13 protein-coding genes are annotated in these 17539 nt (G+C 67.2%); 4 read left to right on the top strand and 9 right to left on the bottom strand.

The window, feature by feature from the left end; all coding sequences use genetic code 11:
- Positions 1 to 448 precede the first annotated feature (448 nt).
- The gene (locus T333_RS02450) at positions 449 to 1426 is read left to right on the top strand and encodes a DUF5996 family protein (RefSeq protein WP_354998372.1); all 978 of its coding nucleotides are present in this window, start codon (positions 449 to 451) and stop codon (positions 1424 to 1426) included.
- Here T333_RS02450 and T333_RS02445 read toward each other — a convergent pair whose 3' ends face one another.
- The 5 genes from T333_RS02445 to T333_RS02425 form a co-directional block, all read right to left on the bottom strand.
- Complete coding sequence (locus T333_RS02445) at positions 1427 to 2545, bottom strand: NAD(P)H-dependent flavin oxidoreductase (protein ID WP_354998373.1); 1119 nt, start codon at positions 2543 to 2545, stop codon at positions 1427 to 1429.
- 309 nt (positions 2546 to 2854) lie between these two features.
- The gene (locus tag T333_RS02440) at positions 2855 to 4216 is read right to left on the bottom strand and encodes a WS/DGAT/MGAT family O-acyltransferase (protein ID WP_357245465.1); all 1362 of its coding nucleotides are present in this window, start codon (positions 4214 to 4216) and stop codon (positions 2855 to 2857) included.
- Positions 4217 to 4350: 134 nt separating this feature from the next.
- Positions 4351 to 5001, bottom strand: a complete 651-nt coding sequence (locus T333_RS02435; RefSeq protein WP_496423562.1) for a class I SAM-dependent DNA methyltransferase — start codon at positions 4999 to 5001, stop codon at positions 4351 to 4353.
- A 28-nt stretch (positions 5002 to 5029) separates the two neighbouring features.
- Positions 5030 to 5920: a DMT family transporter gene (locus T333_RS02430; RefSeq protein WP_496423561.1), complete on the bottom strand. Its 891-nt coding sequence runs from the start codon at positions 5918 to 5920 to the stop codon at positions 5030 to 5032.
- Positions 5921 to 6155: 235 nt separating this feature from the next.
- Entirely contained in the window at positions 6156 to 6737 is a 582-nt protein-coding gene (locus T333_RS02425) for a TetR/AcrR family transcriptional regulator (RefSeq protein ID WP_354998377.1), read from the bottom strand.
- An 82-nt stretch (positions 6738 to 6819) separates the two neighbouring features.
- Here T333_RS02425 and T333_RS02420 point away from each other — a divergent pair, with 82 nt between their 5' ends.
- Together T333_RS02420 and T333_RS02415 are read left to right on the top strand one after the other, a co-directional pair.
- Positions 6820 to 7740, top strand: coding sequence for an ABC transporter ATP-binding protein (locus tag T333_RS02420; RefSeq protein ID WP_496423560.1), 921 nt, complete (start codon positions 6820 to 6822; stop codon positions 7738 to 7740).
- Between the two features lie 2 nt (positions 7741 to 7742).
- Positions 7743 to 9452 (top strand): ABC transporter permease, encoded by a 1710-nt coding sequence (locus T333_RS02415; RefSeq protein WP_496423559.1) that lies wholly within the window; start codon positions 7743 to 7745, stop codon positions 9450 to 9452.
- Between the two features lie 144 nt (positions 9453 to 9596).
- On the opposite strand, the gene T333_RS02410 is transcribed toward T333_RS02415, so the two are convergent.
- The gene (locus T333_RS02410) at positions 9597 to 11309 is read right to left on the bottom strand and encodes a cutinase family protein (RefSeq protein WP_496423558.1); all 1713 of its coding nucleotides are present in this window, start codon (positions 11307 to 11309) and stop codon (positions 9597 to 9599) included.
- Positions 11310 to 11434: 125 nt separating this feature from the next.
- Positions 11435 to 11800: a hypothetical protein gene (locus tag T333_RS02405; RefSeq protein ID WP_357245447.1), complete on the bottom strand. Its 366-nt coding sequence runs from the start codon at positions 11798 to 11800 to the stop codon at positions 11435 to 11437.
- Positions 11801 to 12313: 513 nt separating this feature from the next.
- Here T333_RS02405 and rpoB point away from each other — a divergent pair.
- Entirely contained in the window at positions 12314 to 15817 is a 3504-nt protein-coding gene (gene rpoB / locus T333_RS02400) for a DNA-directed RNA polymerase subunit beta (RefSeq protein ID WP_496423557.1), read from the top strand.
- 122 nt (positions 15818 to 15939) lie between these two features.
- On the opposite strand, the gene T333_RS02395 is transcribed toward rpoB, so the two are convergent.
- Together T333_RS02395 and T333_RS02390 are read right to left on the bottom strand one after the other, a co-directional pair.
- Positions 15940 to 17112: an RNA polymerase sigma factor gene (locus T333_RS02395; RefSeq protein ID WP_496424120.1), complete on the bottom strand. Its 1173-nt coding sequence runs from the start codon at positions 17110 to 17112 to the stop codon at positions 15940 to 15942.
- A complete protein-coding gene (locus T333_RS02390) occupies positions 17112 to 17519 on the bottom strand; it encodes a YciI family protein (protein WP_141808122.1) in 408 nt (135 codons plus the stop codon). Before T333_RS02390 ends, T333_RS02395 begins: the two co-directional genes overlap by 1 nt.
- Positions 17520 to 17539 lie beyond the last annotated feature (20 nt).

The raw sequence follows: 17539 nt of genomic DNA, 5'->3' as shown, positions 1-17539 counted from the left end.
GGGCTGTCTGAGTCCAGTCGTCCCGGGCGGTCGCGCGATCCGCGGCCGCTCGGAACTTGGTCACTTGTTCATTACTTATCCCGATCAATAGCGTCTGAGACAGATATTTTGGATCTGGCTGGACGGCATCGCCGACGCGCTCGGGGCAACCGTTGCCGCTGTCCGATCACGGGGAGGCGTGATGGGTGCGGCCGGATACTCGACCGCGTGCGGTGACCCGCGGATTCGGCGCCGACGCTCACGGTGCCGGGCCGTCCCGTCATCGGACTGGCGGGGGCGGGTGTACCTGCTCGTAGTGTGGATCTCCGGGCGAGTGCCCACCAACGGAAAAGCACGGCCTGCCGGTGTGCCGGCTCCGCACTGTGCACGTGTCGGTGACTGTTTGCCGAATCGGGTGGGCCGCGCGATTTGCCAGCGCATTGCCGGAGTCGGTCGTACCGTTTTCGTCATGACCGAGTCAGCAGAATCGCTGCCCGCCATACCGCTGGAATCCTGGCGTCCGACCAAGGACACGCTGCACCGTTTCGCCCAGGTGGTCGGCAAGGTCGCCCTGGCCAAAGGCATCCGCCGCAACCACTGGTGGCACATGACCTTCCGGCTGACCGCCCGCGGCTGGACCACCGTTCCGCTCGGCACCGCGCGCAACGGGCCGGTGTTCACCTGCTCCTTCGACTTCTTCGACCACGTCCTGCGCATCGCGACCGATCGCGGCGTCGAGGTGGAGATCGACCTGCTCCAGCAGTCCGTCGCCACCTTCTACACCGATGTGATGGGCGGACTCGGCGACCTCGGCATCCAGGTCGTCATGCCGCACCCGCACCCCTTCGATCTGCCCGACTCCGACCGGCCGTTCGAAGAGGACACCGACCACGCCGCCTACGATCCGGACAAGGCGCGCAAGGCTTTTCGCGTGTCGAGCCAGGTCGGGCGGATATTGGAGGAGTTCAGCGCCACCTACTCCGGCAAGATCAGCCCCGTCCAATTGTTCTGGCACACTTTCGATATCGCGGTGCAGCGGTTCTCGCCACGGCAGATCGACATGCCCGCGACCGTCGATTCGGTGACCCGCGAGGCCTATTCGCGCGAGGTGATCAGCGCCGGATTCTGGTTCGGCGACGACAAGGTCCCCGAGCCGACCTTCTACTCCTACGTCGCACCGGAACCGGACGGACTCGCGGACCGGACGCTGAAGCCCGCGGGCGCGCGCTGGGTCGCCTCCGGCTCGGGCCATTCCGCGTACTACCCCTACGACGCCGCGCGCCGCACCGGTGACCCGGTGGGCGCGGCGCTGGAATTCTTCCAGTCCGTCTACGCCAACGGCTCCGAGCTCGCCGGATGGGATGCCGACCGGCTGGCCTGCTGGGGCGGCATCACCGATCCGGTGCTCGAGCAGAAGGCGGCGCGCTGGCCGGAATGGCCCGCGTGATCAGCCGTTGAGCTTGTTGAGACGATCGCACGCCTCGACGTACTCGTTGATCAGCCGCTGGACCACATCGGCGGAGCGCTCCACCTTGGTCATCATGCCGACCACCTGACCGACCGGGTTGAAGTTGACGTCCTTCGCGGCCTCCGGGTACCGGTGGCCGCGCTTGACGCCGTCCAGCGCCACCATCATCTGCAGCGGCATCGGCAGCGGGTCCGGGGTCTCGGCCGACTCCCACGCGTCGGTCCAGTCGTTGCGCAGCATCCGGCACGGCTTGCCGGTCCACGAGCGCGAGCGCACGGTGTCGTGGCTGCTCGCGTCGATGTAGGTCTGCATCTGCGCGGGCGGCACGTTGGCCTCCTCGACCGTCAGCCACAGCGAGCCGGTCCACGCGCCCGCCGCACCCATGGCCATGGCGGCCGCGACCTGGCGGCCGTCGCCGATGCCGCCGGCGGCGAGCATCGGCATATCGCCGATCGCGTCGACGACCTGCGGCCAGAGCACCATGGACGAGATCTCGCCGCAGTGCCCGCCGCCCTCGGTGCCCTGGCAGACCACGAAGTCCAAGCCCGCGGCCTTGTGGTTGAGCGCGTGCTTGACCGAACCGCACAGCGCGCCGATCAGCCTGCCGGAACCCTGGATCTGCTCGATCACGTCGGCGGGCGGCGTGCCGAGCGCGTTGGCGACCAGCTTGGCCTTGGGGTGCTTCAGGATGACCTCGATCTGCGGGGCCACCGTGGTCGCGGTCCAGCCGAGCAGCTGGTTGTGATGCTCCTCCGCGGGCAGGTGCGGGACGCCGTGATCGGCGAGGATCTTCTCCGCGAAGTCGCGGTGGCCCTGCGGCACCATCTCACCGAGCTTGGCTTCCAGCTGCTCGGGGGTCAGGTCGTCGATGCCCTTGCCCTCGTACTTGGAGGGGATCACCAGGTCGACGCCGTACACGCCGTTGACGTGCTCGTCCAGCCAGGCGAGCTCGACCTCGAGCTGCTCGGCGGTGAAGCCCACCGCGCCGAGGACGCCGAGCCCACCGGCATTGCTGACCGCGGCCGCCACGTCGCGGCAGTGGGTGAAGGCGAAGATGGGGAACTCGATCCCCAGCCGGTCGCAGATTTCGGTACGCATCGGGTGCTGGTCTCCCTTACCTACGCCGTGACCGGATCGCAGCGGCCGCGGACGTTCTAGAACGGGTTACATAGTTGCCGCGCGGGCTTCGCCTCGCGGGCGACGGACTGCCGCCCCGACCGGCCGAATCCGCCGCATGCCGCAGGTATCGCCATGCCGCGGCAGCGTCGTCGTCGACCGGTGGGGCACCATAGATTGACAGTAACACGTTCTAGTTTTGTCGCGGTACCCCCAGCGCTCCCGTGCGCAGGCGGCGCACCAGCAGACGGTCTCTTCCCGTTGCGGGTACCCACGCAGAGAACCACACCATCAGCAGGCAAACCCGCCAATGTTCTCCAGCTCGGCGAGCGCGCCCTCCAGGTGGTCGAGCATGCGGTGCAGCTGTGGCACGCTGCGGCGGCAGCCGACCAAACCGAAGTCCAGGTTGTCGGCGTTCGAGGTGAGCGTGATGTTCACGGCTTGGCCGTCGAACGGGATGGAGAGCGGGTAGATGGCGTCGAGCCGGGCGCCGTTCCAGTACATCGGCTCGCGCGGACCGGGCACGTTCGAGATGACGATGTTGAACGGCGGTGTGGTCCACGGAATGAGCGCGGGCACCAGGTTCAGCGCTATCGGGCTGACCATCAGCGCCGAGAGCGCCATCGACTGCACGGGCGAGAGTTCGCTGTAGACCTCTTTGCTCTTCCGCATGGACTCGCTCACCGTCCGCAGCCTGGCGATCGGGTCGGCCAGGTCGGTGCCGAGGTTGCACAGCAACGCGCCGACCTTGACGCCGTTGGTCTCGGTGTCGTCCGCCGAGCGCAGCGACATCGGCACCATGGCGATCAGCGGCTTGTCCGGCAGCGCGTCGCGTTCGGCCAGGTAACTCCGCAGCGCACCCGACGACATCGCGAGCACGACGTCGTTCATCGTGGTCCCGGTCGCCTTGCGCACCTGCTTGATTCGCTCCAGCGGCCAGGAACGAACGACCGAGCGCCGGGCGCCACCGATGGGCACGTTGAACATGGTCTTCGGCGCCTCGAAGGGCAGCGTCACCTGCTGTTCGCGCAGCGCGATGCGCGCCGCGCGAAGCAGCGGCGAGGCGGAAGCGGCGGCGGAGACGAGAGTCCTTGCCGCGCCGAGCAATCCGGAATTGGACGACTCTTTCTTGCGTCCCGAACGCGGCAGGTTCCATGGCACCCGCGCCTCGCTCGAGGTCGGGTCGTCGGTCAACGTGCGCTGCAACAGCCGCTGCGCCGAGACTCCGTCGATCAAGCCGTGGTGCATCTTCGAATAGAGTGCGAAGCGGCCGTCTTTGAGTCCCTCGATCAGGTGGATCTCCCACAGCGGACGGTGCCGGTCGAGCAGGGAGCTGTGCAGCCCGGAGGCCAGCTCGATCAACTGCCCATGGGTGCCGGGCGCGGGCAGCGCGATGCGCCGCACGTGGTACTCCAGCTCCACCTCGTCCTCCAGCGTCCAGGCCAGCTGCGGCGAGCCGAGCAGATTGGCGGGGCGCTTGCGGAAGGTCGGATGAATCTCGCGGCAGGACAACAGCTTTTCGTGCGTCTCCCTGGCGAACTCCGGACCGGCCCCCTCCGGTGGTTCGAACAGCTGTAGCGAGCCGACGTGCATCGGGTGCTCGCGGGATTCGGCCAGTAGAAACACGGCATCAACCGGTGCGATGAGTTCCATGTATGAGTCGCCCCCTGACGACGGTGGAGATCTTGTGCAATGAACAATCGACCACGTTGTCGGGTGGGACGCACCACAGAAACCTGTGTACCCGTACCAAAGCTACCTGGGGGTAGCCCAGGATGTGCGCGGAATCAGCCCACCGGATCGTCGACCTTCGCGACCATCAGGTACGCCTGGTCGAACCGCTCGTCGGGGTCCGGCGCGCAGACCATCCTGGCGATCACCGTGAAGCCCGCTTCGCGCGCCAGCTGGGCAAGCCGGTCGGGTGACCAACGGTAGGCCCGAGTCACCTTGTGGTCGAAGGCGAGCACGGTGTCCGCGGCGTCCGCCGCCTGGAACGCCAGCAGTGCGTGCCCTTTCGGCCGGAGTACCCGGTAGAACTCGTTCAACACGTGCGGCACTCGCTCCGGTGGCAGGTGGATGAGCGAATACCAGGCGACGAGTCCGGCCAATGCGCCGTCCTCGATGGTGAGCTCCTCCATCGACCCCACCTCGAAGCGTAGGCCGGGAAACTCGTTGCGCGCCAGTTCGATCATGCGCGGCGAGAGATCCATGCCGAAGGTCGGGATGCCGAGCGACTCGAGATGGGCGGCGATTCGGCCCGGGCCGCAGCCGATGTCGGCGACCGGACCGGAACCGTTGGCCAGCAGCCGCTCCGCGAACGCGGCGAGGACCGCGCGGTCGAACGGCTTGGTCGCCAGGTTGCCGCGGGCGAATTCGGTGTAGAGCTCGGCCATGTCGTCGTAGGCCGTGCGGGTGGCGTCGACATCGGCATGGGTCAATCCGGAACTCCTTTGCGCGAAAGGTGTCTCATGGCGTCGCGGAGAGCGCGGGGTCGTCCTGCGGAGCGGCGGCGCGAGACTGCCGTGTTCCGAGGAACGATCCGAGCACTACCAGCGGAAATCCTATCGCCATTCCCGCGGTCAGCGGTTCGTTCAGCAGCGTAACGCCAAGCACGATCGCCACGGCGGGGTTGATGTAGGTGATCACCGTGGCCCGCGCCGGACCGACCTCGCCGATCAGCGCGAAGAACAGCAGGAACGCCGCCGCGGTGCAGACGATCGCCAGGCCGAGCACCGACAGCGAGGCGTCCGCGGGGAAGTGCTCGGGTCTGCGCAGCGCGGCGAACGGCACGTAGAGCACCGCCGCGAGCAGCAGGGAGGCGGTGACCACGCCCATCGGCGGCAGATCCGCCAGCGAACGGTTGATGACGATCGGGCCGACGGCATAGCCGATGGTGGTCAGCGCGATGGCGCCGATCGCCGCCGGATTCGACAGATCCACATCCAGGCCGACCAGCGCGGCGACGCCCGCGAAGCCGACGACGAGGCCCAAAATCCTTCGTGCGTCGATGGTTTCGTGCCCCATACGGGTCACGATCAGCACCGCGATCAGCGGCACCGCCGCGATCAGCAGGCCGACGGTGGAACTGTTGAGCGTGGTCTCGGCGTACCCGATGAGGAACCACGGGCCCGAGATCTCCACCATTGTGTAGAGCAGCAGCGGTCGCCAGCGTCGCAAGACCGGTCGCAGCGCGTCGGTGTACAGCGCGATCGGCAACAGCGACAGACCGCCGATCAGCGTCCGGCCGAACGCCACGAACACCGGGTCGAAGTCCTCGACCGCGACCGCGATCATCGCGTACGGCACGCCCCAGATCACGCCCATCGCCAGGAACAGCAGCCAACCGCGCTTGGTCATCGCGCTGTTCCCCGAGCCATCGCCACAGAATTCATGCTCTCGCTCGCTTTCGATCCACGAGGAGCCTAGCGGGTGATCCCATGATCCGACAGATCCGATTTCCATGGGCAGCCGGTACGTCGCTTCCGTTGGGCTTTCGGGCGATGTGCTGCGGAAGGCGGCAGTGCGGCAACGACTTTCGCCAGCGCGGGCCGATCGGCAACCCGATCCGCCAGATCCAGGAAGTCGCGCGCGGTCAGGCGCGCGGGGTGCCCCACAGGTTGCGCAGCAGGACCCAGGCCTGATCCGGATCCGGCGTCCGACCCGCCTTCATCTCGGCGGCTCCCCAGCCGTCGACCGCGCGAAGGACGGCGGCCGTGGCGGCGACCAGCAGGTTGCGGTCGGTCTCGACGGTGATGATCCCGATGGTGATCCCGTTCGCGACGAAGTCGGCGATCCAGGACATGAACGCGCCCTGTTCGCGCAGCAGGAAGGCCGGATCGATCAGCGCGAGGTCGGCGGGGTGCGTTTCGATGTGGGCGCGCAGCCGCTGCTCGATGGTCTTCAGCTGCGACCAGAACTCGGCGTCGTCCGCGACCCGCCGCCACGTGCCGAGTACCTCCGCGAGGCGGACGGCGACGTCGTCGAGCGCGGTGTAGAGCAGGTCTTCGCGGCCGTCGAAGTAGTTGTACGCCGAGGATTTCGAGATGCCCGCCGCCGCGATGATCTGGTTGTAGGAGGCGGTTTCCACGCCGTCCTCCGCGAAGATCCGCTGCGCGACATCGAGGATGCGGCGTTGTTCGTCGGCGGGCAGCCGGGTGAAGCGGGGGAGCGGCATGGTCACATCCTAGGGCCTAGTCGTGCGCACCCCTAGTGTGTACCATCGGTACACACCAACGTTCTGAAAGGTGGGTGCGGCCATGGCCGACGCCGTCATCGAGACGATCGGATTACGCAAGCGGTTCGGCGACTTCACTGCCCTCGACGGACTCGACCTGCGGGTCGAGGCGGGCGAGGTGCACGGATTCCTCGGGCCGAACGGCGCGGGCAAATCGACGACGATCCGGATCCTGCTCGGATTGATCCGGTCCAGCGGCGGCACCGCGCGCCTGCTCGGCGGCGATCCCTGGCGCGACGCAGTGCGGCTGCACCACCGCATCGCCTACGTCCCCGGTGACGTCTCGCTGTGGCCCGGTCTCACCGGCGGCGAATGCCTCGACGTGCTCGCCGCCGCGCACGGCGGCTTCGACCGCGCCCGCCGCGACGCCCTCGTCGAACGATTCGAACTGGATCCGGGGAAGAAGAGTCAGGACTACTCCAAGGGCAACCGGCAGAAGGTCGCGCTGGTCGCCGCGTTCGCCTGTGACAGCGAGCTGCTCATCCTGGACGAGCCGACGTCCGGGCTGGATCCGCTGATGGAGCAGGTGTTTCAGCAGACGCTGGCCGAACGCAAGGCCGAGGGCTGCACCGTCCTGCTGTCGAGTCACATCCTCGCCGAGGTCGAGGCGCTCGCCGACCGGGTCAGCATCATCCGGCAGGGGCGGACGGTCTCGACCGGGACGCTGGACGAATTGCGCCGTCACACAACGACTCACGTGCACGCGATCACCACCGCGCCGCCGGTGTTGACCGACGTGCCCGGGGTGAGTTCCGTTCGCATCGAGCACGACGGAGCCGGGTACGCGGTCTCCTTCGGCGTCGATGCCGGGCACGTCGGGGCGGCGATCGGCGCGCTGCACGCGGCGGGGTTGATGTCGATCACCGCGAATCCGCCGAGCCTGGACGAATTGTTCTTGCGCAACTACGCGTCCGCCGAAGACGTCGAGACGGTGGGGGTGTAGCGGTGCGCGGATTCACGGTGATGGCGGGTGTCGGACTGCGCGGCAGCCGTCGGCAGATGCTGTGCTGGGTGCTCGGGCTCGCGGTCGTCTTCGCGGGGACGGTGTGGTCGCTGGACAGCCTGTATTCCACGCAGGCCGAGCTGGCGAGTTACCGGGCGGCCACCGAATCGGGCGCGGCGCTGTTCGCGATCAACGGCAGACCCTATGGACTGGACGATCTGGGTGGAGTCATCGCCTACGAATTCGGTTTCATGAGCGCACTCGCCCTTCCGCTCATGGGAATTCACCTGGTGACTCGGATGACGCGGCGCGAAGAGGAATCCGGGCGGGCGGAGTTGTTGCGGGCCGGATCGGTCGGCCGGGTTGCCGGACTCGCCGCGGCGGTGGCGCTGACCGTTTCCGCGCTGATATTGGTTTCCGTGTCCATGGTTGTCGCCTTGCTGGCGACGGGGCTGGAAGTGTCTGGCGCGCTGCTCTATTCGGTGGCGCTGATGTCTCTCGGCTGCTGTTTCGCCGGGATCGCGGCGCTGGCGGCCCAGATCGTCGCGTCGGCGCGGAACATCCTGGGAATCTGTCTCGCCGTGTTGATCGCGGCGTTCCTTTTTCGCGGCATCGGCGACGTGCGCGGCAACGGGCTGGTGTGGCTGTCGCCGATCGGCTGGGCGGAGCAGGCGCGCCCGTTCGGCGCGGCGCGGTGGTGGCCCGTGTTGCTGGCGTTGGGTTTCGCCGCGGTGCTGTTCGGCGCGGCCTGCTGGGTCGCGGGGCGACGCGACCACGGCGCCGGGGTGCTGGCCGCCCGTCGCGGACCCGCCTCGGCGTCACCGATTTTGCTGCGGCCCTGGGGATTCGCTTTTCGCAGGCACCGCGGCGGCATCGTCGCGTGGAGCGTCATCGGCGCGCTGGTGGCCACCTCGTTCGGTGCGCTCGCCGACGCCATCCGCACCGTGATGGCGGACAACGCCGCCCTCCAAGACGTCTTCGGCGGCGGCAGCGCAAATCCGGATGCGTATCTGTCGTTCGTCGCGGTGCTGCTGGCTTTGATCGTCGCCGGTTTCGCGGTGCAAGGGGTCGGCCGGATCGCGGAGGACGAGCCGGGCGATCGGCTGGAACCCGTGCTGGCCGGATCGGTTTCGCGAGCGCGGTGGTTGGCCGCCGAGGTACTCACCGTCGGATGCGGCACCGCCGTGGTCGCCACGGTGAGCGGATTCGCGCTCGGCGTGAGCGACGCGCTGGCAGTGGGCGATTCCTCGGCCGTGATGCGACTGACCCTCGCCACGCTCTCGTACCTACCGTCCGTTCTCGTGCTGCTCGGACTCGCGGTGGCGCTCTACGGAATTCGCCCTGCCGCTTTGTCCGCGAGCTGGGCCGCCTTCGTCGCCGTAGCCGTTATCGCGACCCTCGCCGACACGCTCCGCCTACCCGAATGGCTCCGCCACCTCTCTCCACTGGAATGGGTGGGCCGCACCCCCTCCGACGCCGTCTCCCCCTTGGCCTTGATCGCCTCCGCGACCCTGGCCGCCGCTTTGATCACCCTGGGCCTCAACGGTTTCACCACCCGCGACATCCCAATGCGCAGCGGCCCAGGTTTGCTCCGAACGCTGCGAACTGTACGCCTGTCCCGCCCTCTGCGAACCCACGCCGCCCCAGCCGACCTGCATGCGCCACCGCGGGATGCAGGCGCTTCCCACACATCTTTCACACGCCCCACATAGCCGGTGGCTATGCGAGGCGTCGAATGCTTATGTGGCACAGCGGTACTGCTCGCTCGTGAAGTGGAAGCCCACTGCCCAGGACGATCGTGAAGGCGTTGCCGGGAGAGGTCGGCGGCCGTTCGGTGGCCGTCGACCTCGCCCAGCTCACCTCGCGCCGGTGGTGGTCGGCGCGGGGATTTGCGTCGTGGTGGTGGGTGCGGTCGTGGTCGGCTGTGTGGTGGTCGGCGCCACGGGCTCAGCCGGTGCCACGGTTTGGGCGGGTGCCGCGACCGAGGTCCGCGCCTGCGGATTCGCCGCCTCCGGAGCCGTTGTAGCGCTGGAGGTTTCGGACGAAACCGGGGGCGTGGTGGTCGGCGCCGTGGTCGTCGATGTGACGGCGGCGTCGGTCTTCGTGGTCGTCGGCGCGGTGCTGGTGGTGGTCGGCGCGGCCGAGGTCGTCGTGGTGGTCGAGGCGGCCTTCGGCTTCGCCGTGGCGGACTCCACCGCCTCCCGCGCGGCGGCGAAATCGGTGGCATCCGGCTCGGCGGACTTGTCGACCGTCTCGCCCGCCTGCGCCTGCTTCGCCAGGTGGGTGAGCCACGCGGCCGCGTACTCGGCAGAGGTCAGCGGCCTGCCTTCGCCGGGGTTGGCGTCGCGCCAGTAGTCGAAGTGATGGCCGGTGTGGTCCGGTCCGAGCGTCAGCTTGTACGGGTCGCTCATGATCACCGGGATGGTGTTCTGGTTGGTCACGACGAGACCGATGATCTCGTTCAGCACCTTCTGCGGCAGGTAAGCGAGCGGCGACATCTGATCGGTCGAGATCGAGTCGGCCTTCGCGGGCTCCTTCGGCTGCTGGCCCGGCTTGTATTCCGGATCGGAGACCCGAAGCAGGACCTCGAGGAAGGTCTCGTCGCTCGCCATCCAGTTCGGCTGCGACGCGATGTCCGCGAACGCCGCCATCGCGATCTCCCCCAGAACCACGGCGACATCCATGCCGTTGGTCGGATTGAGCCCTTCGCGCTCGAGCTGGTCGACGTTGATCTGCCTGCCCACGTTCACCACGAGCTGCAACAGCGAGATGTTCTCCGGCGCGGCGCAGGTGAGATCGCCCTCGGAGCAGAACGACGCGATCTTGCCGTTCAGCTTGCCGAAGTCGCCGCTGGTACCGGGCAGCGCGCCCTGGCCCGAGACCGGCTTCCTGCCGTCCTGGTACTGCTGGTCGAAGCCGTCCGGGTTGCTGAACGGGTCCTTCGAGCCGGGGAACGGCCCGTCTCCGGCCGAGCGGCCCGAGTCGGCAAGGATGACGACACCGAGCACGTCGTCCGGATCGACGATCTGCTGACCGCCCTCTTCCTGGTGCCCGATGTTCATCGCCACGCGGCGGACCACGTCGGCGCCCTCGCTGTAGCCGACGATCGAGAACTTGGTGTCCGGGCAGGCCTCCGCGATCTCCCGCATCACCTGCTGGGTGTTCGCGACGCCCGCGTTGACGGCGTCTTCGTAGGTGGCCATGTTCGCCGGATAGGCGATGTAGACCGCGGCGTAGGAGCCGGGGTCGACGTCGTCGGCCGGAGCGTTCACCACCGGGTCGACCCAGCGGCTGTTGTGGTCACCGGCCAGCGCGGCGGGCAACTCGTTGCCGTTGGCGTCGACCAGCAACTTCGTGGTCCCCGCCGTGGGAGTGTCACCGCGACCGGCGACCGAGATGGTCACCATGTCGTGGCACTCCGTGACGGAAGCCTTGAGTTGGGTGTCCGCCGTGTGCGGCGGCGAATCGATAGCGAACGACGCGGCGACTATCGCCGCCACGCCGAGAACTGCTGGTGCGGCAACGGCCGAAGCGATGCGATGCCGCGCGAAGAACTCGCGAAAAGCCATGTCCCGATCCCATTCCAGTACCGACAGGTGGGCTGGCCCCCCGACGGGCCATATGTCACCAAGCACGTCGTGGATGGGATAGCGAGCGTTACTGTGATCGATTCGAGGGGTCGGTCAGGGGTGTCTCACTGGTGGAGCAGCTTGTCGGTGCCGCGCACCTGGCGACGGGCGGCGTAGGCCGAAGCGAGGAAGAGCGCTACCAGCCCGCCGAAGAGAGCCGCCTTCGCGTTGTCGTGTTCGAGCAGATGTGACATGGCTCCCAAGGCGTAGAGGGCGGCGAGGGCGAGGGCGAATCGTCCCCAGACCACGTAACCACGCCGATACGCCTGCAACCGCGGCACCCACACACTCCAGTTCTCCGGCAGCCTGCCGGACCGGACGACGCGACTCGTCTCCTGCCGCTCGTTCAGCCGCTGACTGCGACCCGTCCGCGCGAACCATGTCTGGGCGGCCCAGATGCCGCCGCCGACGACCGCGCCGGCCAGAACCATCCAATAAAGCACCGTGTCGACCTCCTGAGGGGAACGTTCTCGTCCATTCAGGATCGGGCGCATCCGTCGATGGGCCTAGGCACCCCAGGGTGCCGGATCGCCCACCACTCACAGGCATCGGCGCAGGTAGGCCGCTCGGGCAGATCGAATGCCGCGGACCTCTTTCACAATTGGCGCTCATGTGTGGCCGATTACCGCTAATGGCCTTGACGAATGGTATATCCGGATGTCACTATAAATACGGGAAGGCACTCAGCAATTGCGGTGCTTATTTATTTTCGCCCTCGACATCGGTCGAGTTCGGGTGTAATTTGAGACTTCGCGCCGGGTCGCGCGCTGTCCAACTCTCGAAATACGAAATGACTGTAGAAGTGGCGCTTGTCTGCGTGTCACTTTCTACCCGTTGTTGTCGAGTCATGTTCGGGCGGTGTCCAGCACGGCGCGCGATGTGAATACACCCCACAGGACAAGCAGATACCGTGACGACCGCGCGACCGGCGTGGGCGGCACGAGGTGCTGGAAGGACGCGTCTTGGCAGTCTCGAGTCAGATCAAGGTCGATGCCGGAAACCCCACCGATACCGCGAAAGCCGGGATCCCGAGGCGAGTCTCGTTCGCGAAACTTCGTGAACCACTCGCTGTTCCAGGCTTGTTGGATGTCCAGACCGATTCGTTCGAATGGTTGATCGGTGCGCCCGCCTGGCGCGAACGGTCAGCGGCGCTCGGCGATTCACCCGAGGGTGGATTGGCGGAGTTGCTCGCCGAGATCAGCCCGATCGAGGACTTCGCCGCGACGATGTCGCTGACGCTCTCCGAGCCCCGTTTCGAGGAGGTCAAAGCCTCGATCGAGGAATGTAAAGACAAGGATATGACCTACGCGGCGCCGTTGTTCGTCACCGCGGAGTTCATCAACAACAACACCGGCGAGATCAAGAGCCAGACGGTTTTCCTGGGTGATTTCCCGATGATGACCGACAAGGGCACGTTCGTCATCAATGGCACCGAGCGTGTCGTGGTTTCGCAGTTGGTGCGTTCGCCGGGTGTCTACTTCGATCGCACCGTCGACAAGGGCACCGAGAAGGATTTGCACAGCGTGCGGGTCATTCCGTCGCGCGGCGCGTGGTTGGAGTTCGACGTCGACAAGCGCGACACCGTCGGCGTGCGTATCGACCGCAAGCGCCGTCAGCCGGTCACCGTGCTGCTCAAGGCGCTGGGCTGGACCGCCGCGCAGATCACTGAGCGATTCGGTTTCTCCGAGACCATGATGACGTCACTGGAGAAGGACAACACTTCCGGCACCGATGAGGCGCTGCTCGACATCCATCGCAAGCTGCGTCCCGGCGAGCCGCCGACCAGGGAGTCCGCGCAGACCCTGCTGGAGAACCTGTTCTTCAAGGAGAAGCGGTACGACCTGTCGCGCGTCGGCCGCTACAAGATCGGCAAGAAACTCGGCATCCACACCGGTGCCCGGGTGCTCACAGAGGAAGACATCGTCACGATCATCGAGTACCTGGTTCGCCTGCACGCGGGCGACAAGGTCATGACCGCGCCCGGTGGCATCGAGGTGCCGGTCGAGGTCGACGATATCGACCACTTCGGCAATCGCAGGCTGCGCACCGTCGGCGAGCTGATCCAGAACCAGATCCGGGTCGGCCTGTCCCGTATGGAGCGTGTCGTCCGCGAGCGGATGACCACCCAGGACGTCGAGGCGATCACGCCGCAGACGCTGATGAACATCCGTCCGGTCGTCGCGGCGATCAGGGAGTTCTTCGGAACCTCGCAGATGTCGCAGTTCCTGGATCAGCGGAATCCACTGGCGAGCCTGACCCAGAAACGTCGTCTGTCTGCGCTCGGGCCGGGTGGCTTGACCAGGGAACGTGCCGGTCTCGAAGTCCGCGATGTGCATTACAGCCACTACGGACGGATGTGCCCGATCGAGACGCCCGAAGGTCCGAACATCGGGCTGATCGGATATCTCTCGGTGTACGCGCGGGTCAATCCGTTCGGCTTCATCGAGACGCCATACCGAAAGGTTGTCGGCGGCAAGGTGACCGACGAGGTCGACTACCTCTCCGCCGACCAGGAAGACCGGCATGTCGTCGCGCAGGCGAACGAGCCGCTCGATGCCGACGGTCGCTTCGTCGCTGCCCGAATCGCGGTGCGCCGCAAGAACTCCGAGGTCGAACTCGTCGACTCCGCCGAAATCGATTACATGGATGTGTCTCCGCGTCAGATGGTCTCGGTCGCGACCGCCATGATCCCGTTCCTCGAACACGACGACGCCAACCGTGCCCTCATGGGCGCGAACATGCAGAAGCAGGCCGTGCCGCTGATCCGTTCCGAAGCCCCGCTGGTCGGGACGGGTATGGAGTCGCGTGCCGCGATCGACGCCGGCGATGTCGTAGTGAACGAGAAATCGGGTGTGGTCGAGGAGGTTTCCGCCGACTACGTCACGGTCATGGCCGACGACGGCACCCGCAAGTCCTACCGGATGCGCAAATTCGCGCGGACCAACCAGGGCACCTGTGCGAATCAGCGTCCGATCGTGGACGAGGGTCAGCGCGTCGAGTGCGGCGAAGTGCTGGCAGATGGGCCCAGCACCGAGAACGGTGAGATGGCCTTGGGTAAGAACCTGCTGGTGGCGATCATGCCGTGGGAGGGTCACAACTACGAGGACGCGATCATTCTGTCGCAGCGTCTCGTGGAAGAGGACGTTCTCACCTCGATCCATATCGAGGAGCACGAGATCGATGCTCGCGACACCAAGCTGGGTGCCGAGGAGATCACCCGCGATATCCCGAATGTCTCCGACGAGGTGCTGGCGGATCTGGACGAGCGGGGCATCGTGCGGATCGGTGCCGAGGTCCGCGATGGTGACATCCTGGTCGGCAAGGTCACTCCGAAGGGTGAGACCGAGCTGACCCCGGAGGAGCGGTTGCTGCGGGCGATCTTCGGTGAGAAGGCGCGCGAGGTGCGTGATACCTCGCTGAAGGTGCCCCACGGTGAGTCGGGCAAGGTCATCGGTATTCGGGTGTTCTCCCGTGATGACGAGGACGACCTGCCGCCGGGTGTGAACGAGCTGGTCCGGGTGTACGTGGCGCAGAAGCGCAAGATCCAGGACGGTGACAAGCTCGCCGGTCGTCACGGTAACAAGGGTGTGATCGGCAAGATCTTGCCGACCGAGGACATGCCGTTCCTGCCGGACGGTACCCCGGTCGACATCATCCTCAACACCCACGGTGTGCCGCGTCGTATGAACATCGGCCAGATCCTGGAAACCCATTTGGGCTGGATCGGCAAGGCGGGCTGGAACATTCAGCTCGCCGACGGTGCGCGTCCGGACTGGGCGAAGCGGTTGCCCGAGGAGTTGTTGTCGGCGAGCCCGGACACGAATCTCGCGACACCGGTCTTCGACGGCGCCCGCGAGGAAGAACTCGCCGGGTTGCTGGCGTCGACCCTGCCCAACCGCGACGGTGACGTCATGGTCGGCGCAGACGGTAAGGCGACGTTGTTCGACGGCCGCTCCGGCGAGCCGTTCCCGTATCCGGTGGCGGTCGGCTACATGTACATCCTGAAGCTGCACCACCTGGTCGACGACAAGATCCACGCGCGTTCGACCGGTCCGTACTCGATGATCACCCAGCAGCCGCTCGGTGGTAAGGCGCAGTTCGGTGGTCAGCGCTTCGGTGAGATGGAGTGCTGGGCCATGCAGGCCTACGGCGCGGCGTACACGCTGCAGGAACTGCTCACCATCAAGTCCGACGACGTCGTGGGCCGCGTGAAGGTCTACGAGGCGATCGTCAAGGGCCACAACATCCCCGAGCCGGGCGTCCCGGAGTCGTTCAAGGTGCTCCTCAAGGAACTCCAGTCGCTGTGTCTCAACGTCGAGGTCCTCTCCGCCGGATCCGCCATCGAATTGCAGCACGGCGACGACGACGAACTCGACCGTACCGCCGCCAATCTCGGAATCACGCTGTCTCGCACGGAATCGGCATCGGTCGACGACCTTCCGGGGTGATTCGCCCGGGCTGCCGCGCGCCACATCGTGCACGAGATATCGCCCGCCGTACGGCGCGAGCGTGCCGGGCAGTCGTTGCAGGCGCCAGCCGACATCTCGAACCAAGGGATACGCGGTGGCGCTCAGCCTCCTTCGCTGGAGAGGCGCTGCCGGAGGGTCGCTGCGCGAAGCGTGAGGTGGTTGCGCTCGGCGAGGTTCTGCGCCTGCGCGGCCGCCTCCACGTAAAGCCTTGCCGCCGTGGCGGTGTCGCCAGCGCGCTCGTGGAGGTAGGCGGACGAAGCGGTGTACCGCGGGAGCTTCGGGTCGAGTTCGGCGAGTGCGGCGAGGCCCGCTTGGGGTCCGTCCGCCTCGCCGACGGCGACCGCGCGGTTGAGCCGGACGACGGGACTGTCGGTGAGAAGGACCAGTTCGTCGTACCACTCGACGATCTGCACCCAGTCGGTTTCCTCGGCTGTCTGCGCGTCCGCGTGCAGCGCGGCGATCGCGGCCTGCGCCTGGTACTCCCCGAGCCGGTCGCGGGCCAGCGCCGCCTGGAGTATCGCAATGCCCTCGGCGATCAGGTCGCGCCGCCAGAGGCCGCGGTCCTGATCCGCCAGCGGCACGAGGCTGCCGTCGGCGTGCGTCCGGGCCGGGCGTCTCGCGTGGTGCAGCAGGAACAGGGCGAGCAGTCCCGCGACCTCCGGGTCACCACCCGTGGTCGCCGTGAGCTGCCTGGTCAGCCGGATCGCCTCCGCGGCGAGGTCGACGTCGCCGCTGTATCCCTCGTTGAACACCAGGTAGAGCACCCGAAGCACGGTGCGCAGGTCACCCGGACGATCCAGCCGGACCTCGCTCACGGTGCGTTTGGCCCGGCTGATCCGCTGGGCCATCGTCGCCTCGGGCACCAGGTACGCCTGCGCGATCTGCCGGGTCGTCAGGCCGCCGACGGCCCGCAGCGTCAGCGCGACGGCCGACGCGGGCGTGAGACTCGGGTGCGCACAAAGGAAGTAGAGCCGCAACGTTTCGTCCACGGTGGCGGCCGGTCCCGGCGGCGGCTCCTCGGAGACCCGAAGCTCGCGGCGCCGCCGCGCGGCGTCGGAGCGGGCGAGATCGAGGAAGCAACGCCACGCCGTGGTGACCAGCCAGCCCTTGGGGTCGTCGGGAGGCCGGTTCGACCAGGTCTCGACGGCACGGACCAGTGCCTCCTGGACGGCGTCCTCGGCGGTCGCGAAGTCCGCCCCGCGGTGGACGAGAGCCGCCAAGACACCCGGAATCAGGTCCCGCAGCTGGGCCTCGTCCACCGCGTCGGCGGCCATCACTCGGTGACGGTCGGCGGAGCCGTCAGGAAGGGCCGAACCTCGAGCCACTCGTGGATCGGCTTGCCGCCCGCGCCGGGCGCCGCGGACAGCTCGCCCGCCAGCTCGACGGCGCGCTCGTACGAGTCGACGTCGATGATCATCCAGCCCGCGATCAGGTCCTTCGTCTCCGCGAACGGGCCGTCGGTCACCGGCGGCTTGCCCTCGCCGTCGTAGCGGACCCAGGCGCCCTCCGGCGCGAGGGCTTGGCCGTCCACGTACTCGCCGCTGTCTTGCAGGCGGGCCGCGAAGTCGTTCATGTACCGCAGATGTGCCTCGATCTCGGCGGGCGTCCACTGGTCCATCGGCACGTCGTTGACGGCCGCCGGGGCGCCTCGGTAGTGCTTGAGGAGCAGGTACTTGGCCATGAGATTCTCCCTTCGGCTTG

The sequence above is a fragment of the Nocardia sp. CNS-044 genome, from assembly GCF_059570515.1.
The sequence above is the reverse complement of the archived record's forward strand: the minus strand, read 5'-3'. Positions and strand labels throughout refer to the sequence as shown.

Bases quoted from the DNA above. Each gene is read 5' to 3' on its own strand.
- T333_RS02410 (WP_496423558.1), bottom strand. From the start codon at position 11,309: ATGGCTTTTCGCGAGTTCTTCGCGCGGCATCGCATCGCTTCGGCCGTT.
- T333_RS02445 (WP_354998373.1), bottom strand. From the start codon at position 2,545: ATGCGTACCGAAATCTGCGACCGGCTGGGGATCGAGTTCCCCATCTTC.
- T333_RS02440 (WP_357245465.1), bottom strand. From the start codon at position 4,216: ATGGAACTCATCGCACCGGTTGATGCCGTGTTTCTACTGGCCGAATCC.
- T333_RS02450 (WP_354998372.1), top strand. From the start codon at position 449: ATGACCGAGTCAGCAGAATCGCTGCCCGCCATACCGCTGGAATCCTGG.
- T333_RS02390 (WP_141808122.1), bottom strand. From the start codon at position 17,519: ATGGCCAAGTACCTGCTCCTCAAGCACTACCGAGGCGCCCCGGCGGCC.
- T333_RS02430 (WP_496423561.1), bottom strand. From the start codon at position 5,920: ATGACCAAGCGCGGTTGGCTGCTGTTCCTGGCGATGGGCGTGATCTGG.
- T333_RS02420 (WP_496423560.1), top strand. From the start codon at position 6,820: ATGGCCGACGCCGTCATCGAGACGATCGGATTACGCAAGCGGTTCGGC.
- T333_RS02395 (WP_496424120.1), bottom strand. From the start codon at position 17,112: ATGGCCGCCGACGCGGTGGACGAGGCCCAGCTGCGGGACCTGATTCCG.
- T333_RS02425 (WP_354998377.1), bottom strand. From the start codon at position 6,737: ATGCCGCTCCCCCGCTTCACCCGGCTGCCCGCCGACGAACAACGCCGC.
- T333_RS02405 (WP_357245447.1), bottom strand. From the start codon at position 11,800: ATGGTTCTGGCCGGCGCGGTCGTCGGCGGCGGCATCTGGGCCGCCCAG.